Origin of the sequence: Streptomyces sp. ASQP_92 (assembly GCF_025399895.1) — a bacterium.
Lineage (GTDB): Bacteria > Actinomycetota > Actinomycetes > Streptomycetales > Streptomycetaceae > Streptomyces.
The window spans coordinates 229,700-253,904 of record NZ_JAODUA010000004.1 but is presented as its reverse complement, the minus strand read 5'-3'; the positions used below and the strand labels follow the sequence as shown (position 1 = coordinate 253,904).

Annotated in this window: 22 protein-coding genes; 11 read left to right on the top strand and 11 right to left on the bottom strand. The window is 69.2% G+C overall.

The window, feature by feature from the left end; genetic code table 11:
- Positions 1-17: 17 nt before the first annotated feature.
- On the top strand, positions 18-2,363 hold the full coding sequence (locus N4G70_RS13145) for a phosphoketolase (protein ID WP_261712770.1): 2,346 nt from the start codon (positions 18-20) through the stop codon (positions 2,361-2,363).
- Positions 2,364-2,411: 48 nt separating this feature from the next.
- Here N4G70_RS13145 and N4G70_RS13140 read toward each other — a convergent pair whose 3' ends face one another.
- The 4 genes from N4G70_RS13140 to lanL all read right to left on the bottom strand — a co-directional run bounded on the left by N4G70_RS13140 (position 2,412) and on the right by lanL (position 7,395).
- Positions 2,412-3,299, bottom strand: coding sequence for an ABC transporter permease (locus N4G70_RS13140; RefSeq protein WP_261712769.1), 888 nt, complete (start codon positions 3,297-3,299; stop codon positions 2,412-2,414).
- Positions 3,296-4,408, bottom strand: coding sequence for an ATP-binding cassette domain-containing protein (locus N4G70_RS13135; RefSeq protein ID WP_399035254.1), 1,113 nt, complete (start codon positions 4,406-4,408; stop codon positions 3,296-3,298). Before N4G70_RS13135 ends, N4G70_RS13140 begins: the two co-directional genes overlap by 4 nt.
- A 106-nt stretch (positions 4,409-4,514) precedes the next feature.
- The gene (locus tag N4G70_RS13130) at positions 4,515-4,670 is read right to left on the bottom strand and encodes a VenA family class IV lanthipeptide (RefSeq protein ID WP_162952397.1); all 156 of its coding nucleotides are present in this window, start codon (positions 4,668-4,670) and stop codon (positions 4,515-4,517) included.
- A 52-nt stretch (positions 4,671-4,722) separates the two neighbouring features.
- Positions 4,723-7,395, bottom strand: a complete 2,673-nt coding sequence (gene lanL / locus N4G70_RS13125; protein WP_261712768.1) for a class IV lanthionine synthetase LanL — start codon at positions 7,393-7,395, stop codon at positions 4,723-4,725.
- A 950-nt stretch (positions 7,396-8,345) separates the two neighbouring features.
- On the opposite strand from lanL, the gene N4G70_RS37145 reads away from it, so the two are divergent.
- Together N4G70_RS37145 and N4G70_RS13120 are read left to right on the top strand one after the other, a co-directional pair.
- Positions 8,346-8,813 carry a VOC family protein gene (locus tag N4G70_RS37145; RefSeq protein WP_399035356.1) on the top strand — a complete coding sequence of 156 codons (468 nt, stop codon included), beginning with the start codon at positions 8,346-8,348 and terminating at the stop codon, positions 8,811-8,813.
- 519 nt (positions 8,814-9,332) lie between these two features.
- Positions 9,333-9,893 (top strand): GNAT family N-acetyltransferase, encoded by a 561-nt coding sequence (locus N4G70_RS13120; protein WP_261712767.1) that lies wholly within the window; start codon positions 9,333-9,335, stop codon positions 9,891-9,893.
- Positions 9,894-10,054: 161 nt separating this feature from the next.
- Here the strand turns inward: N4G70_RS13120 and N4G70_RS13115 are convergent, their stop codons facing one another.
- Entirely contained in the window at positions 10,055-10,759 is a 705-nt protein-coding gene (locus N4G70_RS13115; RefSeq protein ID WP_261712925.1) for a hypothetical protein, read from the bottom strand.
- 257 nt (positions 10,760-11,016) lie between these two features.
- Here N4G70_RS13115 and N4G70_RS13110 point away from each other — a divergent pair, with 257 nt between their 5' ends.
- On the top strand, positions 11,017-11,757 hold the full coding sequence (locus N4G70_RS13110; RefSeq protein WP_261712766.1) for an alpha/beta hydrolase: 741 nt from the start codon (positions 11,017-11,019) through the stop codon (positions 11,755-11,757).
- Between the two features lie 368 nt (positions 11,758-12,125).
- On the opposite strand, the gene N4G70_RS13105 is transcribed toward N4G70_RS13110, so the two are convergent.
- From N4G70_RS13105 to N4G70_RS13095, 3 genes are all read right to left on the bottom strand, one after another.
- A complete protein-coding gene (locus tag N4G70_RS13105) occupies positions 12,126-12,689 on the bottom strand; it encodes a YbaK/EbsC family protein (RefSeq protein ID WP_261712765.1) in 564 nt (187 codons plus the stop codon).
- A 59-nt stretch (positions 12,690-12,748) separates the two neighbouring features.
- Positions 12,749-13,468, bottom strand: coding sequence for a methyltransferase domain-containing protein (locus N4G70_RS13100; RefSeq protein WP_261712764.1), 720 nt, complete (start codon positions 13,466-13,468; stop codon positions 12,749-12,751).
- 371 nt (positions 13,469-13,839) lie between these two features.
- Complete coding sequence (locus N4G70_RS13095) at positions 13,840-14,742, bottom strand: LysR family transcriptional regulator (RefSeq protein ID WP_261712763.1); 903 nt, start codon at positions 14,740-14,742, stop codon at positions 13,840-13,842.
- 129 nt (positions 14,743-14,871) lie between these two features.
- Here N4G70_RS13095 and N4G70_RS13090 point away from each other — a divergent pair, with 129 nt between their 5' ends.
- The 4 genes from N4G70_RS13090 (at position 14,872) to N4G70_RS13075 (ending at position 18,708) form a co-directional block, all read left to right on the top strand.
- The gene (locus N4G70_RS13090; RefSeq protein ID WP_261712762.1) at positions 14,872-15,741 is read left to right on the top strand and encodes a 3'(2'),5'-bisphosphate nucleotidase CysQ; all 870 of its coding nucleotides are present in this window, start codon (positions 14,872-14,874) and stop codon (positions 15,739-15,741) included.
- A gap of 164 nt (positions 15,742-15,905) precedes the next feature.
- Complete coding sequence (locus tag N4G70_RS13085) at positions 15,906-16,502, top strand: NADPH-dependent F420 reductase (RefSeq protein ID WP_261712761.1); 597 nt, start codon at positions 15,906-15,908, stop codon at positions 16,500-16,502.
- 115 nt (positions 16,503-16,617) lie between these two features.
- On the top strand, positions 16,618-17,481 hold the full coding sequence (locus N4G70_RS13080; RefSeq protein WP_261712760.1) for a class I SAM-dependent methyltransferase: 864 nt from the start codon (positions 16,618-16,620) through the stop codon (positions 17,479-17,481).
- A gap of 348 nt (positions 17,482-17,829) precedes the next feature.
- Positions 17,830-18,708: a GNAT family N-acetyltransferase gene (locus N4G70_RS13075; RefSeq protein WP_261712759.1), complete on the top strand. Its 879-nt coding sequence runs from the start codon at positions 17,830-17,832 to the stop codon at positions 18,706-18,708.
- 152 nt (positions 18,709-18,860) lie between these two features.
- On the opposite strand, the gene N4G70_RS13070 is transcribed toward N4G70_RS13075, so the two are convergent.
- A complete protein-coding gene (locus N4G70_RS13070; protein WP_261712758.1) occupies positions 18,861-19,274 on the bottom strand; it encodes a hypothetical protein in 414 nt (137 codons plus the stop codon).
- 304 nt (positions 19,275-19,578) lie between these two features.
- Complete coding sequence (locus N4G70_RS13065; protein ID WP_261712757.1) at positions 19,579-20,439, bottom strand: alpha/beta hydrolase; 861 nt, start codon at positions 20,437-20,439, stop codon at positions 19,579-19,581.
- A gap of 100 nt (positions 20,440-20,539) precedes the next feature.
- Between N4G70_RS13065 and N4G70_RS13060 the strand changes: the two genes are divergently transcribed.
- Positions 20,540-20,953, top strand: coding sequence for a helix-turn-helix domain-containing protein (locus tag N4G70_RS13060; RefSeq protein WP_261712756.1), 414 nt, complete (start codon positions 20,540-20,542; stop codon positions 20,951-20,953).
- A gap of 58 nt (positions 20,954-21,011) precedes the next feature.
- On the opposite strand, the gene N4G70_RS13055 is transcribed toward N4G70_RS13060, so the two are convergent.
- A complete protein-coding gene (locus tag N4G70_RS13055) occupies positions 21,012-21,899 on the bottom strand; it encodes an AraC family transcriptional regulator (protein WP_261712755.1) in 888 nt (295 codons plus the stop codon).
- A gap of 139 nt (positions 21,900-22,038) precedes the next feature.
- Here N4G70_RS13055 and N4G70_RS13050 point away from each other — a divergent pair, with 139 nt between their 5' ends.
- Positions 22,039-22,842, top strand: a complete 804-nt coding sequence (locus N4G70_RS13050) for an alpha/beta fold hydrolase (protein WP_261712754.1) — start codon at positions 22,039-22,041, stop codon at positions 22,840-22,842.
- A gap of 195 nt (positions 22,843-23,037) precedes the next feature.
- Positions 23,038-24,189 (top strand): serine hydrolase, encoded by a 1,152-nt coding sequence (locus tag N4G70_RS13045; protein ID WP_261712753.1) that lies wholly within the window; start codon positions 23,038-23,040, stop codon positions 24,187-24,189.
- Positions 24,190-24,205: the final 16 nt, after the last annotated feature.

The window sequence follows — 24,205 nt, the reverse complement described above, 5'->3', positions numbered from 1 at the left end:
GACACGGAGGAGTCACCATGACGAACGACCGCAAGGTCGACCTGGCAGCTCTGGACGCGCACTGGAGGGCGGCCAACTACTTGGCCGTGGGCCAGATCTATTTGATGGCCAACCCGCTGCTGACCGAGCCCTTGCGCCCCGAGCACATCAAGCCGCGGCTGCTCGGCCACTGGGGTACCTCGCCGGGGCTGAACCTGGTCCACACCCACCTCAACCGGGTGATCCAGGAGCGCGGCCTGGACGCGATGTGTGTCTGGGGCCCGGGCCACGGAGGGCCGGCCGTACTGGCCAACTCCTGGCTGGACGGCTCCTATGCGGAGGTCTATCCGGACGTGAGCCGCGACGCGGCGGGCATGGCGAAGCTGTTCCGCCAGTTCTCCTTCCCCGGCGGGGTGCCCAGCCACGTCGCGCCCGAGACGCCCGGCTCCATCCACGAGGGCGGCGAACTGGGCTACTCCCTCGCCCACGCCTACGGGGCCGCCTTCGACAACCCCGGCCTGCTGGTCGCGTGTGTGATCGGCGACGGTGAGGCCGAAACGGGTCCGCTCGCCGCCTCCTGGCACTCCAACAAGTTTCTCGACCCGGCCCGGGACGGAGCCGTCCTGCCGATCCTCCACCTGAACGGATACAAGATCGCAAACCCGACGGTCCTGTCCCGCATCCCGCAGGCCGAACTCGACTCCCTGCTCACGGGCTACGGGTACCAGCCGATCCACGTGACCGGGTCCGACCCCGACACGGTGCATCTGAGCATGGCGCGTGCCATGGACCAAGCCCTGGAGGGGATCGAGCAGGCCAGGGCACAAGGCGGCGGCCGCCCGGCGTGGCCGGTCATCGTGTTGCGCACGCCGAAGGGCTGGACCGGGCCGGCCGTGGTCGACGGCGTACCGGTCGAGGGGACCTGGCGCTCCCACCAGGTGCCGCTCGCCACCGTGCGCGAAAACCCGGCGCATCTACGGCAGTTGGAGGAATGGCTGCGTTCCTACCGGCCGCAGGAGCTCTTCGACACCGACGGGCGCCCGACCGAACGGGTCCTGGCCTGCGTGCCGGACGGCGAGCTGCGCCTGGGGGCCAATCCGCACGCCAACGGTGGCCTGCTGACCCGGGACCTGCCCATCGCGCCCCTGGAGGACTTCGCGGTTCCGGTCGACAAGCGCGGCGTCACCCTGCACGAGCCGACCCGGATTCTGGGCGGTCTGCTCGCCCGGGTCGCGGCCGACTCCGCCGAGCACCGGGACTTTCGGGTGGTGGGCCCGGACGAGACCGCCTCCAACCGGCTGGAAGCGATCTTCGAGGTTACGGGCAAGGCCTGGCAGGCGGAGATCCTGGAGACCGACGAGCATCTCGCCCGGGACGGCCGGGTGATGGAAATCCTCTCCGAACACCTCTGCCAGGGCTGGCTGGAGGGCTACAACCTCACCGGCCGCCATGGTCTCTTCTCCTGCTACGAGGCGTTCGTCCACATCGTCGACTCGATGGTCAACCAGCACATCAAGTGGCTGAAGACCTCGCGCCGACTGGCGTGGCGGGCGCCCATCCCCTCCCTCAACTACCTTCTGACCTCCCACGTCTGGCGCCAGGACCACAACGGGTTCTCGCACCAGGATCCCGGATTCGTCGACCACGTACTGAACAAGAGCCCGGAGGTCGTCCGGGTCTATCTGCCCCCGGACGCCAACACCCTGCTGTCGGTGGCCGACCACGTCCTGCGCAGCCGTGACTACGTCAATGTGATCGTCGCGGGGAAGCAGCCGTGCTTCGACTGGCTCTCCCTCGACGAAGCCCGCACGCACTGCGCACGCGGTGCCGGGATTTGGGAGTGGGCCGGCACGGAGGACGGCTCACGGGAGCCGGACGTGGTCCTGGCCTGCGCGGGCGATGTGCCCACCCAGGAAGTCCTCGCCGCCGCGGCCCTGCTGCGCCGGCACCTGCCCGACCTCGCGGTGCGGGTGGTCAATGTCGTCGACATGACCAAGCTGCTGCCCCACGAGGAACACCCGCACGGAATGCCGGACTTGGAGTACGACGCGCTGTTCACCCCGGACAAGCCGGTGATCTTCGCGTATCACGGCTATCCCTGGCTGATCCACCGTCTCGCCTACCGCCGCGCCGGCCACGCCCACCTGCACGTACGCGGCTACAAGGAGTCCGGCACCACCACGACCCCGTTCGACATGGTGGTGCGCAACGACCTGGACCGGTTCCGCCTGGTGATGGACGTCATCGACCGCGTTCCGGGCCTTGCCGCGCGGGCAGCCGGTGTCCGGCAGGCCATGACAGACCACCGCACTCGCCACCATGCCTGGATCCGCGAGCACGGCACGGACCTTCCGGAGGTCGCCGACTGGACCTGGACCGAATGACCCAGCGCCCTCCCCGCACCGGGCATGTCCCCCGCGCCGACTGGCGCGTCACTCGGGGCGGCTGAACAGGTGGGCGGCCCAGAGCAGGGCCCCGGTCCCGCAGGCCAGCAGGAGGCCGCCTTCCAGGAGGAGCGGGGGCTGCCAGTGAAACCACCGGACACCGGTGCCGGCCGCCTCGCCCGGCACCCGGAGCGCGATACACCGGCGGAGCAGGTCCACTCCGTAGGCGAGCGGGTTGACCGCGGCCACCGCATGGGCCCAGCCCGGCAGGTTCTTGATGGGGAAGAAGCCGCCGGACAGGAGCACCAGCGGCATCATCACCAGGCCGAGCAGCATGTTGAAGACTTCGGGGCGGCTGAGGGTCACGGCCAGGGCCAGGGCCAGCGCGGTAAGGGTGAACGAGGTCAGGATCATGCCGGCGAGGAGCAGCATCAGGAGGAGCGGGTCATAGGGCAGGCCGACGGTGCCGACGAGTGTGAGCAGGACAGCGCCCTGGACCGTGGAGACGATGGTGCCGCCGGCGCAGCTTCCGAGGAGCAGGGTGGGGCGGCTGACGGGAGCCATCAGGAGTTCCCGCAGATAGCCGCTCTGGCGGTCGGTGATCAGACGGATGCCGACCATGATGGTCGGCGTCTGCACCGTCATCATCAGGACGCCGGGAAACAGGTAGGTCTGGTAGCCGACGCCCAGCGTGGCGTCTGGGATCAGGGCGGCGAGGCCGCCGCCCAGGATGAAGAGGTACAGCACCGGCTGGACCAGCATCAGCGCGGTGTGGACGGGCTGGGACGCCAGGCGCAGCAAGTCGCGGTGGACCAGGGCGTGGACCGCACGCAGTTCGTGGCGCAGTCGGGGTGCCGTCCCGCGGCCGGTGTCGTCGCAGGCGCCGGGACCGTCCGGGGTCGCGGCGTCCGGGGCCGGCAGCGTGGGCGCGGTCATGTGGCCTCCTCGGCAACCGGCGTCACCGTGCCCGGGGCCGTGGCGGACCGCGCCTGCGGCGACCAGGGGGTGTGGATGCTGCGGCCGGTGTGGTGGAAGAAGACGTCGTCGAGCGTCGGCGGGGCCGAGGACGCGGCGTGCACCGCGATGCCGTGGTCCTCAAGTGCCGCGCACAGCCGGGGAATCCACGTACTCCCCTCGGGCAGCCGCAAGGACACGCCCGCGCCGTCCAGGGTGATGGCGGGACCTGCGGGCACGGTCCGGCCGATGATCCGACGTGCTGTCGCGTCGTCGCTCGTGCGCAGGGCCACCCGGTCGTCCCCGATCGCGGCCTTCAACACGCCGGGCGTACCCTGCGTCACGAGCCGGCCGTGGTCGATGATGCCGAGCCGGTCGCAGTGCTCGGCCTCCTCCAGGTAGTGGGTGGTGACGAACAGCGTGCTTCCGTGCTGGTCGCGCAGCACGCGCAGGTAGTCCCAGATCTGAGCGCGGGCGTGCGGGTCGAGTCCCGTGGTCGGCTCGTCGAGGAACAGGAGCTGCGGCCGGTGCAACAGGCCGCGCGCGAGCTCCAGTCGGCGGCGCATGCCTCCGGACAGGGTGCGTACGGGGGACCGCCGCCGGTCGATGAGCCCGACGTGTTCAAGGGTCTCGGCGGTGCGCAGGCGCGCGTCGCGACGACGCAGACCGTAGAGACGCGCGTGAATGAAAAGAGACTGTTGGGCCGTCAGATCCGGGTCCAGAGCGCTGTGTTGGAAGAGCATCCCGACCCGTCTCCGTACCTGGTCCGGTTGCCTGAGCACATCGACGCCCGCCACCGTGGCCTCTCCGGCCGTCGGACGGGCCAGGGCGCACAGCAGGGCGATGGTGGTCGACTTCCCCGCGCCGTTGGGGCCGAGGAAGGCGAACGTCTCACCGCGCAGCACGTCCAGGTCAAGCCCGCGCACGGCATCGATGGTGGTTCCGCCGGGGGCCGGGTAGCTCTTCACCAGACCCCGCGTCCTGATGGCGTACGCGGACGGGCTCTCGGGCTCCGGACGAGCGGGGCTCATGAGGGTGACCGGCGGCCGGCCGGCTCGGGTGGAGGCGTCGTCCTCGGCTTGGGGCCGCATGGTCGGTCCTTGTCTACGGGAGTGTCGTCCGCAGGCCTGCCGGCCCCGGCGGCCGTCGCTCCGGTCGGCGGCCGCCGAGGCGGGCCACCGACCGGAGGTTCATGGGCTAGGAACAGCTCACACCGACACAGACGGTGTTGAGAAGCGTCAGCAGGCCGGTGCACGCGCACGTCCCGCCGAACTGAGCCTCGTCGACGCCTACCGGGTCGGTCTCCGGAAGGGCGTGCAAGTGGGCCAGAACCTCAAGGTCTTGGATTTCCATGCCAATCTCCTTCTCTGCGAGGTGTCGACAACGGCGCTGGGGCCGCTGTCGTTCAACCCGGCTGCTGGATCATCCAGTGCCGGGGGCTCGGGTGGCGGGAGCGCAGCAGGAACGCCAGGATTCCCGAGGCTCCGTCGCTCCAGCTGGTGGAGACCCTGCCGTGTTCGTTGGGGAACACGACGTGCGTTCCGCGGTGTGCGCGTTCGGTGGCAATGAGGGTGGCCAGGTCGTCGGCCATCACGCGATAGTCCGGGTCGCCGGTGGCTTCGGCCATGTCGAGGAGGAAGTCGCCATTGCCGGCGAGACCGTGGCACTGGGTGAGGGCGGCGCGTGAGGCGCGCTCCATGACCGCTCGGGCCGCATGGTGGGCCAGGTCGCCGAACCGCTCGTCCCCGGTCGCCTGCCAGAGTCGGATCAGGAACGAACCGATGCCGGCCGCACCATGGCACCAGTAGGGGGCTGTGGGCACGTCCCCGGCCTGGGCCGGCCACTGCGCTGTTCGTCCGACCATCAGGACATCGGCCGCCAAGGATTCCCCGGCCGCTACGGCCAGTTGCAGGTGCTCCCGCCGGTTCGAGACGGCCGCGGCGGCGAGGAGGAAGCATCCGATGCCCGCCGTGCCGTGTGCGAAGCCGAGATAGCGTTTGCCGGCCTCTTGGGACACGGCCTCCGCGGGAACCGGCCAACTCACACCGGCGGGCTCCGCCCGTGCGGCGGCGGCAAGGCGGTCGGCGTCGGCGACGATCACGTCGGCCAAACGCGGGTCATGGGTTCGGTGCCACAGATGGACGGCGGCGAGACCACTGCCCGCGGAACCGTGCGTGACGTCGTAGCTGGGGGTCGACTCCAGCGGCGCCAGGGCCAGAGCCACGGCCCGGTCCGCGAGTTCGTCGTCGCCGACGGCACGCCCGGCGTCGTACAGCGCCCAGGCCGTCCCCCGACCGCCGAAGTGCAGGCCCGGACGTATGGAACGGGTGTCGACGCGCCCCGCGATCCAATGGCCCGCGGTGGAGATGAGCTCCGGCAGGCGAGGATCGGCGGTGACCTCGTAGTACCGGGTCAGCACCGCCAGCACCCCTGCCGCGCCTTGTTGCACCGTGCAGGGGCCGGCCTCGCCCGCCAGCGTGGACACGGGCCACAACCGCCCGTCGTCGGCTGGGGTCATGGAGTCGACGAGGTGGTTCACGATTCCGGCGATCGCGACCTGCGTCGCGTCGGGTATCGCCCCGGTACGGGCAGGCTCGCGTGCGGAGCGCACGGGCCGCGCCGGGTTCACCTTGCGCAGGGCCTCTCGGGCCGCTGCCGGGTCCAGGCGCTCGGCGGGGTCGTCCCTCATCAGCCCGAGGATCACGTCGGTCACGCCGTCCGGCAGCCGCAGCATGGCGCCGCAGGTGGTCAGCCAGTCGGCGAACCGTTCCTCCGCGGGCCGGGTGGCCGGCTCCTCGACCAGCAGGTTCGCCACCTTCCCGGCGAGTACGAAACACATCGTGGCGCCGAGGCTGTAGTAGTCGGCGCTCCGCGCGACGGGAGCGCCCTCCAAGCGTTCTGGCGCACTGAAGCAGGGCGTCCCCACCGTGGTCGGGAGCATGTGGTCGCCCTCCAGGACGGCGAGCTCCAGATCGATGAGGCGCAGTTCCCCGTCGGGGCGGACCATGACGTTGCCGGGCGTGAAATCCCTCAGGACCCAACCGTGGGCGTGCGCCGAGGCGACCAGATCCACCAAACGTCCGGCCTGGGCGAGCGCGTCGGCTCGGTAGCGTTCGCTTCCGATGTCACGGAAGTGTTCGGCGACCCATGTGGTGAGGGGCACGCCCGGCACTTCCTCCTGGGCGAGGAACAGGTGCCCACCCGTCTCGAACAGCGCGAGCGGCTCGGGGGCAAGGCCGGTGCCCTTGAGCTTTTCCAGCGCCCGCGCCTCGGCCCGTAACCAGTCGCGGACGTCGAAGCCCGACGCGTCGCCGTCGACGTGCGGCCGGGCCTCCTTGAGCACCACCGCAGCGCCCGTGGTCATGTCCGTGCCCCGGTAGACGCCGCCCTTGTTCGTGTGCCGGATCGCTTCCCGGACCGAGAACCGGCCGCCGAGCAGGACGGGGCTGCTCGCCGCCTTCTCCCGCTGCGGGGGAAGCGGCACCGAAACAGGGAAGGGACTGACCGCCCATGGCGGCGGTGCGTACTGCCCGGTCCGTTTGTCCTCGACGGGATTTCCGTCCGGATCCTCGATGAACCAGACGAGCAGGCCGTGCTCGGACACCCTGCGCCGGCCGACGAACGCTCCGTAGCGGTAATGCACCAGGCTTTGGGGGGCGTACGGCTGGTCCGACAGGATTCGGGGACCGGTGAGGCCCGCGGTGGCCCTGTGCAAGCCGAGCGCCAGACGGGCAGCTTCGTCGTCGGAGGGCGGGTAGACCGTGATGAACTTTCCGGAACTACCCCGCGGCGTGGCACGGGAGTTGAGCGCACCGACTTGTTCGAGCGACCGGGCGAACTTGAATGTCGACTCCTCGCGCAGCAGCACGTCCAGAACCTTCACGAGGACTTCCGGCGCCGAGGCCGCGGTCGCGGACACGTGAAGTTTCCAGCCCTGTTGACGTCGAATGCCGGACGGGCGCGAGAGGTGGCACCAGGTCTCGTCCACGTCGACCGTCCAGCACGCGCTCGTGGCCGTTGCCTCCAGGGCCCGGCGGAGCAGAACTTCGAGATCGAGCTCGGTTGCGTGACTCGTCATGCGCGTCCCTCTCAACGGTGAAAACCGCTGGTGGAATATGCCTTCGGTAACAGGAAAACGTATAGCCTCGGCCGGGGGAAAGGTACTCGTCCCCGCTGGCGCATGGTGGCACTGGAAAATGGATGGCGCAGTCCGGCGCAGATGGGGGCGCACGACTTCGCCATGGTGGAAGAATTCATCTGTACGATGGTGTTGCAGAAGTTGCTCATGGAGGAATGGTGGATATTTCGGGTCAGTATCTCCGGTGGGCACGATGCGTTCGGGCGAAACAGCGATAACGCGACTGTTGTGCAACTCCAGGCCGCAATGCCAATGGATCGAAAATTGCCTGGCCGTGAAAATTGTGCCTGTGAGGAGCGTGCTGGCGTGACCTGTTCGCCCCACAGCTTCGTCCGCTCCCGGTACGCGGTAAAGAGCGGGATCCCGCCAAGATTCTCCTTCTCGGCTTTGGGGGAGTAATTCGGCCATATTGCCGACCGGGAGAGGACTGCAATTCCCGGAGCGAAAGATATTGAAGCGTCAACTCGTCTGGCGCTGCGCGTGAGCTGAGCTGGTCCGCGTTCTGATCGAGAATTGGTGAGTTGCTCAACCTTGGGTCGTTGCGGACCCGACCCATGAACTGGCGAGAATCGGTGAGCCCGTCCAGCTGGGGCGACCTCCCGGCGAGCCGACGTACGGCGAAGTCCGGCGTGATGTCGAGTACCCGAAGGACCCGCCGACCTCGACGTGCGCGACACCGGGTTCGGCCGGAGCCGTGAATCCCCAATTCGTTGCAGCCCCCTTTCCGTCCTCATGGTATTGGTAAGCGCCCTTAAGTCATCCGCTTGTCCACTCGTGCAGAGGGCGCGGAGTTTGTACGCCCTGGGCGCTGTCAGGGCGTGGTGGCGAAGCGGAAAAGGTCAAGGGCGGGGTGAGTGGAAAGAATTCGTCACCCTTACGGCTCCCTTGAGATGCGGTGCTGGGACCGTAGCGCCGACCTGGCCGGGCTCGCGCGGACGTGGCCCGGACGTGGGGTAGCTTTGTCGCCTCTGGTGCGGTGTCGTGGAGGCAGTGTGTTCAAGCGTCTTCTGCCTGTGTTACCTGTGGTCGATGTCGAGGGGGAGGTAGCGTTCTATGCCGCGTTGGGCTTTACCGCCGAAATTACCCATTCCGGTTCTACGTCTCTGCGGTGCGGGCCTGTGTTGTTCGGGGTGCAGAAACCTCGGGTGGCGCAGTACCGCGTGCCACCGTGGGACCTGGCCTGGCAGATCGAGGTCTCGGACGTGCACGCGGTGCACGACCTCGCCCTGCGGCGTGGGCTGACGGTCCTCCGCGGCCCTGAGCCGCACCCGGGGGGCTTTTGGACAGTGCAGCTCAGGACGCCGAACGGCTACCTCCTCACCCTGGAAGGACCACCGCCCACTCGCGGTCGCTCGTGAACGCACGCAATGATCCGAAACGTGGGGCCCTTTTGCCGACCCGCGCCCGGCAACGTCCGTGCGCTGCTGGGGTTGCGACCGGTCACGGCAGGTGGAGGCGAGGGACAACGGACAAGGTCCCGTCCCGGTCGGGAGCGCGGCGGAACGGCAGATCCAGAACGCGGTCTGACGGCCTCATCCCTGCCGGTCTGTTCTCTGACGGCCTACAGATATGCTCACCGCCATGCGACGACAGGGATGGGCGGCTAACGCCCTTGGCGGGTTGGCGATTTGGGCCGTATTCACCGTCGCGATGCGATTCGTCACCGACTTCGCGGGGATCTACCGGGGGTGGCGGCCCACAGCGTTGGCAGCCGCGCTGGTGGTCACATCCTGGTGCGTGGCCCTGTGGTTGCGGTCCTCCAGGCAGCGCAACGCCGCACTGCGGTAGTCAAGTTCACGAACCACCACCGCCCTGTGCGCCGGACCTGCTGCGAAAATCCGGTGGTGGGTCGGCCTGCCCGTGATGAAGATCGGGGCATGAACATTTTCCTGGAGACCGAACGGCTCGTGCTGCGCGCGTTCACCGAGGCTGACGTCGACCATCTGCTGGCACTGGACAACGACCCCGACGTCATGCGCTTCATCAACGGCGGTCGGCCCACGAGCCGCGCGGCGATCCAGGCACAGACCCTCCCCAGGCTCCTCCACGACTACCCGTGCTTCGGGACCCGGGGCTACTGGGCCGCGGAGGAGAAGGCCGCCGGCCTCTTCCTGGGCTGGTTCGAACTCCGCCCCCTGGACGACCTCAACCCCGCCGTGGCAGAACTCGGTTACCGGCTGAACAAGGCGGCCTGGGGCAACGGCTACGCCACCGAGGGATCACGGGCTTTGATCCGCAAGGGCTTCACGGCACTCGGGGTGGAGCGGGTGACGGCGAACACCATGGCGGTCAACACGGGATCCCGGCGTGTGATGGAGAAGGCGGGCCTGTCATTTCTCCGCAACTTCAGCGGGGACTGGCCGGAGGCGATCGAAGGCTCCGAGCACGGTGAAGTCGAGTACGAACTCACCCGAACCGTGTGGGAGCAACTCCCGTAGAGCTTCGCCGCTCGGCAGGCGGCTCGGGTGAACTGCTCGGTACGAGCCGGTAGTTGGCGATGTTCCCGCACGAAGTCCTTGTCCGGGGCGCGGTGCCCGCGGTGGGCCCAGGACATCCCGGTAGCCCGGCCGGGCGGGACGGAACGTGACCGGCCGACCCGCTATCCGTGCAGCCAGACACGCAACGGGCCGATGGCCTCGAACCCATGACGGACAGCGGCGTCCAAGTCCGCTCCGTGTTCGTAGCCCACCACGGGCAGGGCGGGAAAGAGCCGATGCACTGCGTCAAGCAGCACCGGCCAGGCTCGGTCGGCGCCACCCTCCACCGCGAAGACGTTGGAGATCCCGACAACGCTCTCACTGCGGCTTGCCACAGCACCGGCGGCCACCTGGCCGTCGGCGGAGTACCCCACGAGCAGGGACGTGCCCGGATCCTCGAGCAATTCGGCCCGGAAAAGGTCCGCGTTGCCATCCCCGTCATCCCAGGCAAGGGCCCATGCCCGCAGCGAGTCCAGGTCGTCGACCACGTCCCACGCGAGGTCGGACGAGGTGGCCGCGGGACCCGCGGGGCGATGTATCCACTGCGCATGGAACAACACCTCGAAACCGGCCCCCGACAGGTCGAGGTCGGCGAAACTGTCCTTGATGCCGGCCCCGGCGACGGCGGTGTCGATGCGGTCGACCAGCGCGCCGGTGTCGGCCCCCGGCACCAGCGTCACCGCGTCCGGGTAGTACAGGGGTGGCCGGGTCGGGACGGTCCACGCCTGACTTCCGAACTCGCCGGTCACGCCGTGCGACCGGCTCATCGGCGCACACCACTCGGCGTTGTTGCGAGCACCGGCCTGGATCATCAGTCGGTTGATCATCGTCACAAGCGCGCATCATGACCTGTACCGGGCGAGCTCGGCGAACGGTTTTCCGCAGATGTCCAGTGACAGAGCCGCCGCGATAAACCGTTGGCGCAACCCCGACAACCACTGCTACGTTTCCGGAGGCCGTGCAAGAGACCGAGGAGGTGGTACCCGTGAACGCAGTATCGACATGGGTGCTCCCCTCTGGGGCCACGGTCGGGCGATAGATCGTCCGGGAGCGCCGTTCCATGGCACTTCCGAAAGGCACGATCATGCAATTCACGTCTGAACAGCATCTCGAAGGCGCCGTCCTCGAGCGCGAATTCACTCTCGGTGAGATCCCCGGCATCCTGTGGACGCCTGCGTCCGCGTCCCCGTCCGCCCCGGCGCCGCTGATCCTGCTCGGCCCCCCTCCCCTCGGGCTGCGCAAGGCGTACCCCCGTCTGGTGGCCCGGGCCCGGCACGCAGCGGCGGACGGCTTCGCCTCCGCCACCATCGAGCTCCCCGGCAGCGGCGACCGGCCCCGCTCGCCCGCCGCCGAGCAGGCCCTCGCCGACCTGCGCCGGGCGATGCAGGCCGGTGAGCCGGTCACCGACGAGATCATCGACGCCCTCGTCCTCCCCCTGGTCGACAAGGCGGTACCCGAATGGCAGGGCGCCCTGGACGCCCTCCTGTCGCTACCCGAACTCGGCGGTCCCGTCGGGTACTCAGGGGGAGTGATCTCCATCGGGACCCGGCTGGCGGTGGTCGAACCACGTATCTCGGCCGCCGTCCTGTTCGCCGGGAGTTTCGTCCCGCGCGCCATCGTGGAGGAGGCCCGCCGGGTCACCATTCCGCTGCACGTCCTGTTGCAGTGGGACGACGAAGGCAACGACCGTCAGGCAGCCCTGGACCTGTTCGACGCCTTCGGCTCCAAGGAGAAGACGCTGAACGCCAATATGGGCGGCCACGCCGGTGTCCCGCAGTTCGCGGGGGAGGCCGCCGCGCAGTTCTTCACGCGACACCTGAAGTGACGCCGGGTTGTCGGGCCGGCAGTAGACGGTAGCCGTGGCGGCCGGGGCCTGCCCCTCCAGGGGCAGGCCCCGGCCCTCCCCGGCTCGCCACCTCGCGGGCCCCTGCCCCACTCCTGGCAGGGGCCCGCGGTGCTGTCCTTCGCCCCGGTGGGAAGGCACCACATTGATCTAAGACTGCCCGACGCAGACACAGGCCTACCTGACCGGACACGGCGTCACTCTGCTGCCGTCCGTCCTGTGGCAGGGCCACCCGTTGTTGGCTGTCCTCAGCCGGCCGGGAGGTTGAGCCCGTTCGATATCTGAAGTGGCGGGCGGGAGCGTGCAGTGGGGGAGCGTTACCGATGCCCGGATCGCAAAGGCGGGATGTGTCAGATCGCCAGGCCTTCGAGGACTTCGACGCCGGGGAGTTGGGCCAGGGCCCAGCCGGGGGCGATCAGTTTGCCTTGGCGGCGGCCGCTGCCGATCAGGACGAACGGCGTGTCCACCACCGCCGCGTCGATGAGGAGCGGCCACGAGGAAGGCAGGCCGATGGGAGTGATGCCGCCGTATTCCATTCCGCTCTCGCTGACGGCGACGTCCATCGGCGCGAACGAGGCCTTGCGTGCACCGAGGTGCTTGCGGACGGCGTTGTTCACATCGACCCGGGCGCCGGCCGGCACGAGACACGCGGCGAGGGTGGTGTCGCCACCGCGTTTGGCGGCGACCACGACACAGTTCGCGGAGACATCGAGCGGGACGTCGTACGCCTCGACGAAGACCGCGGTGTCGGCCTTGGCCGGATCGGTGTCCACGTAAAGGACCGCCTGGGCCGCTTCTTGGGAGTCCCAATGCGTGAGGGCGGCGGCCACGGGTCCGGCGAGGTCGTCGCGTACGTCGAGCGCGGGGTGGGCAACGTCGAATGTGCCGAACGGGGCGGAGAGGGAGGTGGCCATGAGCGGACTCTAGTGCAGCGCCCGGGCTCGTACACCGGGTGTGTGTCGAAGGGATCCCGTCAGGGGCGGCCGGCGACGAACCAGCGTGCTGGGAGTTCCACCGGGGTGCCGTCGGGGTGGGTCTCGCTCATCGTGAGGGCGGTCGCGCCTTCCGCGAGGACGGTGAGACCCGCGCCGCGCAGCAGGTCGGCGACTTCGCCCTCGGCGACCTCGCCGGGACGCAGATCGTGTTCCTTGACGCGGCGCAGTTTCAGGGAGGGCCCGCCGGCCTGTGCGGCGATGGCTGCGATGATTTCCTTGGCCTCGCCGGTCGGCTCCAGGACGAGAGCGCGCCCGTGCGAGCCGACCAGTCGGGCGACCGTGGCGGCTACTGCGGGGCGGTCCTCGGTGTCGCTCTGGTGCAGGACGGCCCGCATATAGGCGTTGGTGTCGCCGAGGCGCGCGTGCAGGGCCTCGGCCTGAGCCGGGTCGGCGAGGTTGAGCTGCTCGTACGTGGCCGCTCCGGCCACGTCCGCCCGGCGGGCGTGGGCCACCGCGGCGGCCGACAAATCGACCCCGACCGCGCGGGCGAAGCGGGTCGCGAGGAAGCGCGTCTGGGTGCCGTTGCCGCACCCGAGGTCGGCGATCGGGAGGGCGGGGTCGGCGTACGGGGTGAGATGGTCGAGGTCGCGCTGGGCGGTCACAGCCGGGTCGGCGTCCCAGAAGGGCTCGCCCGGCTGGCCCGAACTCTGCCCCCAGAAGCCGTCCCAAGCGGTGCGGTATCGGTCGGACACGGTCATCTGGGTCTCCTTGCGGTGGCGGGAGTGCCGGGCGAGCGGGACTCGGGGCGGATCGTAGCGGAGTCCGGCACGGCGGCCGGGGTGCCGCGCTGCGTCATCGTCGAGTCGCCCGCCGATGGCGCCCAACAAGACGTCCGCACAAGCGAGTTGACGGACGGTGAGTGCCAGCAGCCGACCAGCCCGCGCGCTGCACGCCCAAGCGCCGGCGCCCACACCGCCGTAGGGCACTGCGGCCGCCTCCCGCCACAGGCGGCCGCGGCGGCGCCGAGCCGCTACTGGCGGGTGAGGGCGTTGATCGGGGTGACCGAGGGTCACCTGCGGCAAGGGCCTCGCGCTCGTTCCTGGCGACGCGCACCACGCGGGATCGGTGCTCAGCGTGCCGACTCGGAGAGCGCGGTGCGGGCCAGTTCGCGTAGCCACGCGTGCGCGGGGTCGGTGTCGTAGCGCTGATGCCAGGACAAGTACACCGGCGCCGAAGGCAGTTCGAACGGGAGGAGGAGGAGCGCAAGGCCGAGGTCCTCGGCCGTTGAGCGGGTCGTCGACTCGGGGGCGGTGACCACGAGGTCGGACGCGCGCACGAAGGCCAGGCCCGCCGCCTCGGTCGGCGCGGACGCCACCACGCGGCGCGTGTGTCCGAGCTGGGTCAGAGCGCCGTCGAGCGCGTTCTCGAACCTCCCGCGCCTGGAAATGGTGATGTGCTCGGCCTCGGCGTACTGGGTGAGGGTGACGGATTCGGCGCGGGCGAGCGGATGGTCCTGCCGTACGACGGCGACGTGCCCGGTCTCGGCCACGAGTACGCCGCGAACGTCGGACTGGGTCGGGCGGCTCGCGTTTGCTTCGAGGTCGACCTCGCCGCGACGCAACTCCGGGGTGTCGACGCTGGATTCGGCGATGAAGCGCAACCGCACGCCCGGCGCCTGCTTGCGTACCTCGGCGAGCAGTGCGGGGCCGCCGAGCGCGACGAGGGAATCGTGCCAGCGCAGGGTGAACGTCCGCTCCAGCGTGGTGAGATCGAGTTCGCGGCTCGGCGCCAGTACGCCCTGGACCTGCTGAAGGAGTTCGTGAACCTGTCCCCGAATGGCGATGGCGTAGGGGGTCGGGGTCATGGTGCGTCCCGTGCGCACCAGGATCTGGTCGCCGGTCGTCTTACGGATCCGGCCGAGGCTACGGCTCATCGCGGGGGCCGTCACATGCAGGCGCTCGGCCGCGCCGGCCACGCTTCCTTCGTCGAGGAGCGCGTCGAGAGCGGCGAGAAGGTTCAGATCCAGTTGCATGGGAGTCACTCTACGCGTGTCTGACATGCACTTGAGGTTATGTCCGCGCACCCATACCTTCGAGATGTGGGGCGGGGGACCAACCGTTCGCCCTGGCCCTCAACACCCTTGCTGAGATGGAGACTTGCCATGTCCGACTCGATCCGAAGCATCGGCGACACCGTAGGTTCCGTAACCGCAGGTTCCGTAAGCGTCGATACGTCGTCCGACGCGGTGTCCGATGCCGAGCTGCTGGCAGGGACGGTGCTGGCCGTGCAGGCGGCGGGCTCGGCGCTGCGCGAGCGGTTCGGTGGCGTGGTGCCCTACCGGACGCGCGAGGAGCTGATGAGCGCGCTGGCCGCCAACGACGAAGCGGCCCTCGATGTTCTGCGTCCTCGACTCGCCGCCCTTCGCCCCGGCGCGCGTTGGGTGGAGGAGGAGTTGGCGGGCGGGGCGCTGCCTCCCGGTGAGTGGTGGGTCGTCGATCCGGCCGAGGGCAACGTGAACCACCTGCACGGCCTGCCGGAGTGGGGGGTCACCGCCACCCTCGTACGCGAGAACCAGCCGGTGCTCACCGCGGTCCACCTGCCGTTGACCGGCGAGACCTACACCGCGGTCGCGGGCGGCGGCGCCCAGCTCGACGGTCGGCCGTTGCGTGTCTCCCCGACCACGGACCTCGCTCTCGCCCTGGTGGCCACGAGTCAGGCCAGGCCCGACGAAGCGGAAGCCGTCACGCGGCGCATAGGCTCCTCGATCACGGCCATGCTCCTCGACGCACTCGTGGTGCGTACCTCGGTGCCGGCCACCCTGCACCTGCTGAACGTGGCCGCCGGCCGGATGGACGCCTTCTGGCAGTTCGCGGGCGCCCGGGCCGACTTGCTGCCCGGCGCGCTGCTCGTCCAGGAGGCCGGGGGGCGGGTCTCGGACGCCGAGGGCCGCCCGTGGACGACTGACAGCGAAAGCCTGCTGGCCGCCGCGCCCGGCGTACATGCCGACGCTGTGGCCACGCTTTCGCGCTGACCGCGCTCGAGTTTCGAGGCCAGGAGCGACCCTCGGGGCCCGGAGCCCCTCAGGTGTCCATGAGCAGCTTGCGGATTCGCATTCCACTTTTTTCGGGGCATCGCGGCAGTCGTCGAGCCCCCAGTAGCACGAGCCCCCAGCAGCAAGGGAAGGACCAGACCTATATGACCCACATCGCCGTACTCGGAAACGGCCGCGTCGGAGGCGGCCTGGCGGCAGCCCTCACCCGAGCCGGGCACCAGGTGACCGTCGCGGACCGTTCGCCGGGCTCAGCCGCCGAGGCCGCCCGGACAGCGCGGATCGTCATCAACGCGACGCCGGGCGCAGGCTCCCTGGAACGGCTCACCGCTTTGCGGGAAGAGCTGGCGGGCAAGATCCTCGTGGACGTCTCCAACGCCACCACCGACGGGCCGGACGGCCTGCCCGCCGACCTCCTGTACCCCGGTTCGAGCCTCGGGGAGAAACTTCAGCAGGCGCTGCCCTACACGTACGTGGTCAAGACGCTGAACACCATGCTCTACACGGTGATGACCGCCCCCACGGCGCTGACCCAACCGCCCACCGCCTTCCTGTCCGGTCAGGACGAGGAAGCGAAGCGAGCCGTGCATCAGCTACTCGAAGACATCGGATGGCAGTCGGACTGGATCACGGACCTCGGAGGAATCGAGACCTCGCGGGCCTCGGAGGCCGCGGTCCTGTTCGTACCGCACGTGATCCGTTCCAGCGGTTTCACGCCCTTCGCCGTCTCCATCGCTCGCTGAGAGGGGAAGGGCGCGGGGCGACTGATCTTCGGGGCGCCGAGCCGTCGTCATGCAGGACATGCGGGGCACGGCCGGGAGGGTCAAGCTGGAGGTGAGCCTGCCGGAAGGAGATCCTGTGGACGGAGCAGATGGTCCCCGAGGAGCGGGCGAGCCGGAGTCCGCCGCGGACAGCGGGCGCTACGGGACGGGCCTGTTCACGCCCGATGACAAGGGCGAGGGCGAGCGCATCGACTACGGCGCCTTCGCTTACGACGCGGTGACCCGTTCACGGCTGACCGCTCTCGGCGTCGGTCCGGGTTGGCGATGCCTGGAGGTGGGCGCCGGAACCGGAACGATCAGTCGTTGGCTGGTCGACGAGGCCGGGGTCGACGAGGTCCTTGCCCTGGACCGCGACCCCCGATTCGTACGGGCCCGCCCCGAAGGCCGCGTGCGCACGATGACCGCTGACGTCACGGACCCGACGCTGGCGCCGGGGCGGTTCGATCTGGTCCACTGCCGCTTCGTCCTCATGCATCTGCCCGAACACGCTGACGTGCTGCGGCGCCTGGCGGACTGGGTGGCACCCGGTGGACGGCTGGTCGTCGGTGATGCCATCGACCTGACCACGGCCCAGTTGCCTCCCAGCGCCTACCAGCGGGTCATGGCGGCCATGTGGGAAGTCCTGCGGGAACGGATCGGCACGGACATCACCTGGGTGACGGGCTATCCCCACCTGTTGCACGAGTTGGGGTTGCAGGAGGTCGGAGCGGAGATCGTGGTGCCACCACTGACCGTCGACGCCCCCATCACGGCCTTCTGGGCGAACACCTGGCGCGGCATGCGCGACGCTCTGGAAGCGAGCCCCCTGCTGCCCCCGGGCGAACTCGACCGGGCACTGGCCGAGTTGGCGTCGCCGTCGCTGGCCGCGTTGTCGCCGGGCCTGATCACCGCGTGGGGGCGGCGTGCTGCGACGTCGCCCAGCGTGGCGGGCGGTGAGTGACGCGAGGGCGTAAACCCTTGAGCGGCCCGGTTCGGTCCGCGCCATGCTGGCCCTGATCAACTCGCCATCACTCCACCGGAGTTGACCCCCGCGACCGCCTCTCGGGTGGACCTTGTCGGTCAGGGGGCCGTGCGGCGTGGCCCGTGGCGCCCGGTCTGCGCGGCCTCCGTCAAGGGTGTCTTCCGTTAACCCTTTGCGGAGGAGTTGATCGGCCAGCTAGGTTCACCCGATGGTCCATCTCGTTCCGGACCGGTGCTGTCGACGAGGAGGTGTGGAGCACATGCGCAGGAGTGCCCAGCAGTTGAGCCCGCGTACCGACCTTTGCCACCTCCTCACGACGGAGACACCTTGTCCCTCCGCATCACCCCACTGATCGACCCTGCTCACGGTGCACACGGCCGGCGCCTTGCATGGCTGGCATCCGACGCCGATTCCATCCCTGTCGGGACGGCTTTTCTCCGCCTGTTCGACGGCGGGCAGGAGCACTTGGCCGAATTGACCCTCCACGTCCACCCCGCGGAGCGTTGCGAAGGCATCGGCTCCCGACTCCTCGACGCGGCCTTGGCCGCCGCACGTGACAGCGCCCGGTCCTGCGTCAGCGCGCAGGCCGAGGCCGGATCACCCGGCGACCGCTTCCTGGCGAGCCACGGGTTCCGCAAGGTGCTCACTCTGAGGTTCGCCCGCCTGCCCCTGGCCGACGTGGACCCCACCGCACTCGCCGGGATCATCGAGCGTCCGCACCCCGGCTACCGCCTGGCGTCCTGGCAGGGAACCGTCCCCGACGACCTCGCCCAGACGTTCGCTGCCTCGCGCCGGGCCATGGACGACATGCCCGTGGAAGACGCCGACTACGGCGCGGTGACCTGGGATGTGAACCGGGTCCGGGCCGCGGCGAAGGCCGTTCAGGACCGCGGCGACCACCTGCACACGGTCGTCGCCATCGACACGACCGACGACTCGATCGCCGGCTTCACAGAACTCGTCGTCCCCGGCAGCGGCACGGGTGATGGTCAGCACTACGGCACCGGTGTGCTGCCCGAGCACCGCGGACACGGCCTCGGCCGATGGATGAAGGCCGAGTCGATCCGACAAGCTCACGCGCGCTACCCGAATCTCGGCGGCCTCCTGACCGACACCGCCGACAGCAACACACACATGAGGCACATCAGCGACGGCCTCGGCTACGTGCCCACCCACACGACACTCCATTACCAACTCGCCCTGTAGAGACCAACGGTCGACGAGCCGGACCTGTACGTCATCTGGTCCGGCCCGTCGGCACTTCACGACGGGGCCCCAGACCAAGCCCGCGACTTCAACCCCCGTCTCGGCTTCCACCGGAACGACAAGTCCTTCACACGCGCGCAGGTCGAGGGCCGCTACGCCGCAGCCCCGGGCCGCGCCGTGTGCACGGCATTACCGAAGGCGACCCTCGAACTGACGGGCCTTACGATCACTGGGCAGGAGTTCCACAGCTCCACCCCGGCCGTGATCAGCTCCAGTGCCGCGCGCTGCTCCGTGGGAGTCCATGCGACGCACTCGTCGCCGAAAAGTTTCTCGTACGCGCTGTTATGCACCGCGCTCTGCTGGGGCAGCCGGTGGACCTCGTCGAGCCCTCGAGCCAGATCCTCGAAGAAGTTCCACGCCTCCAGCACGGCACCCGAGGGGACGCCCCGGCGCCCGGGGTCCTCCAGCCAATGCTGGACACGGGTGAGCTCCAGAGTGTTGGTCTCAGAGGTGGCCAGCCTCCGCCCCTGTCGCCTCACATACACCCGTGCCTGCCGAACAGTCATGAACACCGGCACCTGACAGTGATCAGCTGCTGGCAACACCAACACCTGGTCAGGTTCGTCGCATTCGCCACCGATCCACAGGACTACCGCGCTGCGGTCCAACCCACGCACCCGATACGCATAGAGACTCCCACGCCTACCGCGGCGTGCGGCCGCAAAGACATCTGCCGTTCCGATCTTTGTCACGCCCTCACACTGGCATGACCCACGAGCAGCATCGCGTCATTTCTGCCCAGCGACTCGCAGTCCCGGAAAGCCGGTGGGGCCCTCTACTCGGCGAACGGTTCACGGAGAGCCCCTTACGTCACCTCGGCAGATCGACGGAGAGAAAGGGGGCGAGGAGCGCGAACAACGCGTCGGGACGGTCGAGAGGGATGATGTGGCCGCAGTCCCTAAGTTGATGGCCGACCAAGTCGTCGGTGATCGGGCGGAGTTGGCGTTCGAGCCCCGTGCCGACGGGGTGGGAGCCGATGGTCATGGTGGGCATGATCAGTCGCGCCGTCACCACGGCGTCCTGGAGCTGCTGCGCGCTGGTCGGTAGCGCTCGGTAGTAGGAGAACGCACAGCGCAAGGCTTCGCTCCCGGTATAAGCGCGGACGAAGGCTGCACGAATGGTGTCGGGTACGCCTCGTCCGAGTGTCCCCGCGTCGAGGAACCAGTCGATGTACGGGGCCTCGTTGCCGGACAGGACGGTCTCGGCGAGGCCGGGGACGCTGTGGAAGCCGAACCACCATGGGGCACCGCCCGCCACGACGTGCTCCGCTCCGGGCAAGCGGCCGAGCAGTGCCTCCATGACCACCAGGCGTCGGACGCGGCCGGGTCGGCGCAGCGCGAGCAGGACGGCGGGGGCGGTGCCCGCGTCGATGCCGACCACGGCCGCCGAGGGCTCGTCCAGTGCGTCGAGCAGCCCTTCGAGATCGGCGGCGAGGGTGCCCGCGTCATACCCCTCGGCGGCACGTTCACTGGCACCGAAGCCCCGAAGGTCCGGCGCGATCACCCGGTACCGCCCTGACAGCCGACCCATGAGGTCGCCCCAGAGTTGCCACGTGTGCGGGAAGCCGTGCAGCAGGAGAACGGCAGGCCCATCCCCGGCGATGGCGACGTTGAGATGGACGCCGTTCGTCGCGATGCGGTGCAGGTGGGGTGCGGCGGTGGTGATGGGCATGATGACTCCTGCACATGGTTACCATTGGTGACCACAGAACGATAGGTAACTCAACGAGCGCTTCCTAGAAGGCACTTGCACGGAAGGTGGTGAGTCGCAGGTGACCCCCCGCGAAGCCCGTACCGCCGCCGCTCGCGGGGTGCGGGGAGATGTGTTCGATCCCTACTGCCCGACGCGGCAGTTGCTCGACCGCATCGGTACGAAGTGGACGTCCATGGCCGTCAAGACGCTCGCCGATGCCGCACCCGACGAGGTGCGCTTCGCGGAGCTGAGGCGTCGGATGCCCGGCGTTTCGCAGAAGATGCTGTCCGTGACACTGCGGAGCCTGACGCGCGACGGGCTGGTGTCACGCAGGGTGGAGCCCACCGTGCCACCCCGTGTTCACTACCAACTCACCGATCTGGGGCGGTCTTTGGAAGCCGCCCTCGCGGGACTGCGGACCTGGGCGGAGGACCACATGGCCGAGATCGGGCGAGCCAACGAAGCCGCTGACCGCGAGGATGATGCGGGGTAGGCGACCGTTCGGTGCGCTCGGCGCCGACGACTGGGTGTGCGATGCCGCCCCGTGCTGATTACATCCGACCCGTGGCGCCGGCCGTGCCGTAAGCGGTGCGCCAGGCCGCAGGCGTAACGGCTGCCTGGCGCCGGAAGAACGTGGTGAAGTTGCCGGCGTCCCGGAAGCCGAGGCGTCGGGCGCAGCCGTTGACCGGCATGTCGGTGTGGGCCAGCAGTCTTTTGGCTTCGAGGAGAATCCGCTGGTCGAGGTAGGCCTTCGCCCCCATGCCTGTGGCGGCCCGGGTGGCGCGGGTGAGGGTTCGTACGCCGTAGCCCAATGCCGATGCGTAGTCAGCCACTTGGTGCCAGTCGGTGCAATGTTCCTCGACAGCGGCTTGGTAGGCGCGGAACACATTCTCGGCCTCCTGGTCGGACCGGGGCGAGTCCCCAGGGGTGGGCGAATGGGGAAGCGCTCGCAGAACCAGCGCCGCGAGCAGGTGGGACAGCAGGGCGGGGGCTGCCAGGTGCGGAGTGCGGGCCGCCGTGTCGTGCTCACGGACGAGATGCTCGACCGCGTACAGAGCCAGGCCCAGATGTGTCGGGCCGAGATGCCAGCACGTCGGGGCCGTGGCCTCCTTGGTGGTCAGGTCGGGGAGGAAGCCGGGCCGGAAGAGGACCAGAGGGCCGCCACACTCCTCGATGTCGCTCCAGCGGTGCACCATGCCGGGGCGGATCCACATGGCGCTGCCCTCCTTGAGCGGGTACGAGCGGAAGTCCGCTTCGTGGTGACCGGTGCCCGAGCCGACCAGGGCGAGGACGTGGAAGTCGGGGCGTTGGGGCAGTGCGCGATGGCGCTGGACGTCCATGGAGCGCAGCGCGGCGAACGAAAGCACCTCCACGCCGTGGGGCGAACCGACCGCGGGGGAGTAGTGCAGCTGCCGCACAGTGGGGTGTCCGCTTTTCACAAGTACCGCGCTCCTTTTCACCAGGGAGCGAACGACATCTCCCCTAGCGTCAAGTGTGCACCTGGCGAACGAGCCAGGGGGCTGGCCCAGGCTGTGAGCGCGGGAGGTGACCGTCCCGCTCGGTGAAGTAAAAGGTGGCGTGAAGGTGGAAACCACAAAGCAGATTTCGGTGTCGGGCGGAAGCGTGGATGTACGGGTCGGCGGCCGGAGCGGAACGGCGCTGGTATTCGTCCACTATTGGGGAGGCTCTGCCGACACCTGGAACGGTGTGCTGGCCCATCTGCCCGCTGAGCAGCGGACAGTCCGGTTCGATCAGCGCGGCTGGGGCGCCTCGCGGACGCTGCCAGGCCCGTACCACCTCGACCAACTCGCCGATGACCTGGCCCGCGTCGTCGATGTAAGTGTGTCGGGCCCGTTCATCCTTGTCGGCCACTCCATGGGCGGGAAGGTGAGTCAGCTCGTCGCGGCTCGCAGGCCGGCCGGTCTGGCCGGTGTGTTCCTCATCGCACCCGCCCCGCCCCAGCCTCCCGCCACCGTGACCGAGGAGTACCGCCAAGGTCTGTCCCACGCGTACGACTCACCCGAAACGGTGCGGCACGCCCTCGACCACATCCTGTCCGCTACGCCTCTCTCCGAGGCGGTGCGCGCTACGGCGGAGCGTGACAGTCTCGCGACCGGATTCGAGGCGCGGCGGGAATGGCCACTCCGGGGTATCGCGCAGGACATCACACATGCCGTGCGTGGCATCACGGCTCCCGTGGCCGTGCTGGCGGCGGAGAACGACGTGGTCGAACCGCCGAGCGTCCTGCGTCGCCACCTCCTGCCGCACATTCCGGGTGCCGTCCTCACCACCGTCCCCGATGTGGGGCACCTTCTCCCCGTCGAGGTGCCGGGCGACGTGGCGAAGGAGCTCGGTGAATTCCTCGCGTTCGTCAAACGCTGAGGGTGTGGTGGGGTCCCGCCCAGGGCTCGGCACGTTGGCCGGGAACTTCGCCCTGCGCGGGCGTGGCGGGCGGGGGTGGGGAGAACCCCCGTAGCAACCCGGGCGTCAGCTGGATGGGCGACCCGTGTGTGAACCGGCACGCTGAGACTGCAACGGAACGGACAACAAAATCAGGGGCAATCGGTGAAGGCACGTATGCGGGCGACAACACTGGTGGCGGGGCTTTGCGCGGTGGCGGTATCGGGGGTCTTCCCGGCGGCCGCGGCGGATCGGGTGTCGGCCCCGCCGCCCGCCGGCCTCACGGAGGCCGTCGAGCAGACGGTCTCGGACGGATTCCCCGGTGTCGTGGCGTATACCAGGCGCGGAGAGCGTGCGTCACGGGTGGCGGCCGGGCTCGCGGACACGGCGACCGGCGAGCGAGCGAGGCCGGACCAGAGGTTCCGGATCGCCAGCAACACCAAGTCGTTCGTATCGACGGTGCTGCTGCAACTGGAGGGCGAAGGGCGGCTCTCGCTCGATGACAGCGTAGAAAGATGGCTGCCGGGTGTGGTCCAGGGGAACGGCAACGCCGGAAGGGACATCACCATCCGGCAACTGCTCAACCACACCTCGGGCATATACGACCCCACCGAGGAGCCGGAGTTCTTCGCCCCCTACCTCGAGCGCCAGGAATGGGACCACGTCTACACCCCTCGGCAAGTGATCGCCCGCGCCGTGCGGCACAAGCCGCTCTTCGCCCCCGGCAGCGGCTGGTCATACTCCAACACCAACTACCTACTCGCCGGCCTGGTGATCGAGGCGGTCACACATCACAGCGCACCCTCGGAAATCCGGCATCGGATCCTCGCCCCCCTCGGCCTGAAGGACACGTCCTTCCCTGTTACCGACCCCGCCATTCACGGTCCCCATCTGCACGGTTATGACCTCGCGGGACGCGATATGACCCGGTTCAGCCCGTCGTACGACTGGACCGCCGGTGCCATGATCTCCACGGTCGACGACCTGGCCCGCTTCCACCGGGCCCTGTTCACCGGTAGGTTGCTGCGCCCCGCCCAGCAGCGCGAACTCCTGACGACGGTGCGGTTCCCCAAAGCGCCGGCGTACGGGCTCGGCGTGCAGCACATGGACCTGCCGTGTGGCTCGGGGCCGAACACCGAGCGGATCAGCGCCTGGGAGACCGACGGCGCCGGCCCCGGCTTCACCAGCGTGTCCCTCATCACCACCGATGGCGAACGGCAGTTGGTCCTCGTCAATGTCTACGACCTCGGCGCGGAACTGAAGGACGAGCGACCGATCCCGGAGAGCGGGGGACTGGGCAAGGCGCAGGCGGCGGCACTTTGTAACTGAGGCTGCGTCAGGTTTC

Excerpts from the sequence above, each read along its gene's own strand:
- N4G70_RS13045 (WP_261712753.1), top strand. The coding sequence starts at position 23,038 with ATGCGGGCGACAACACTGGTGGCGGGGCTTTGCGCGGTGGCGGTATCG.
- N4G70_RS13100 (WP_261712764.1), bottom strand. The coding sequence starts at position 13,468 with ATGACCGTGTCCGACCGATACCGCACCGCTTGGGACGGCTTCTGGGGG.
- N4G70_RS13065 (WP_261712757.1), bottom strand. The coding sequence starts at position 20,439 with ATGCCCATCACCACCGCCGCACCCCACCTGCACCGCATCGCGACGAAC.
- N4G70_RS13135 (WP_399035254.1), bottom strand. The coding sequence starts at position 4,408 with ATGCGGCCCCAAGCCGAGGACGACGCCTCCACCCGAGCCGGCCGGCCG.
- N4G70_RS13130 (WP_162952397.1), bottom strand. The coding sequence starts at position 4,670 with ATGGAAATCCAAGACCTTGAGGTTCTGGCCCACTTGCACGCCCTTCCG.
- N4G70_RS13145 (WP_261712770.1), top strand. The coding sequence starts at position 18 with ATGACGAACGACCGCAAGGTCGACCTGGCAGCTCTGGACGCGCACTGG.
- N4G70_RS13140 (WP_261712769.1), bottom strand. The coding sequence starts at position 3,299 with ATGACCGCGCCCACGCTGCCGGCCCCGGACGCCGCGACCCCGGACGGT.
- N4G70_RS13115 (WP_261712925.1), bottom strand. The coding sequence starts at position 10,759 with ATGATCAACCGACTGATGATCCAGGCCGGTGCTCGCAACAACGCCGAG.
- N4G70_RS13085 (WP_261712761.1), top strand. The coding sequence starts at position 15,906 with ATGACCCACATCGCCGTACTCGGAAACGGCCGCGTCGGAGGCGGCCTG.
- N4G70_RS13095 (WP_261712763.1), bottom strand. The coding sequence starts at position 14,742 with ATGCAACTGGATCTGAACCTTCTCGCCGCTCTCGACGCGCTCCTCGAC.
- N4G70_RS37145 (WP_399035356.1), top strand. The coding sequence starts at position 8,346 with ATGCGGTGCTGGGACCGTAGCGCCGACCTGGCCGGGCTCGCGCGGACG.
- N4G70_RS13090 (WP_261712762.1), top strand. The coding sequence starts at position 14,872 with ATGTCCGACTCGATCCGAAGCATCGGCGACACCGTAGGTTCCGTAACC.
- N4G70_RS13070 (WP_261712758.1), bottom strand. The coding sequence starts at position 19,274 with ATGACTGTTCGGCAGGCACGGGTGTATGTGAGGCGACAGGGGCGGAGG.
- N4G70_RS13120 (WP_261712767.1), top strand. The coding sequence starts at position 9,333 with ATGAACATTTTCCTGGAGACCGAACGGCTCGTGCTGCGCGCGTTCACC.
- N4G70_RS13110 (WP_261712766.1), top strand. The coding sequence starts at position 11,017 with ATGCAATTCACGTCTGAACAGCATCTCGAAGGCGCCGTCCTCGAGCGC.
- N4G70_RS13105 (WP_261712765.1), bottom strand. The coding sequence starts at position 12,689 with ATGGCCACCTCCCTCTCCGCCCCGTTCGGCACATTCGACGTTGCCCAC.
- lanL (WP_261712768.1), bottom strand. The coding sequence starts at position 7,395 with ATGACGAGTCACGCAACCGAGCTCGATCTCGAAGTTCTGCTCCGCCGG.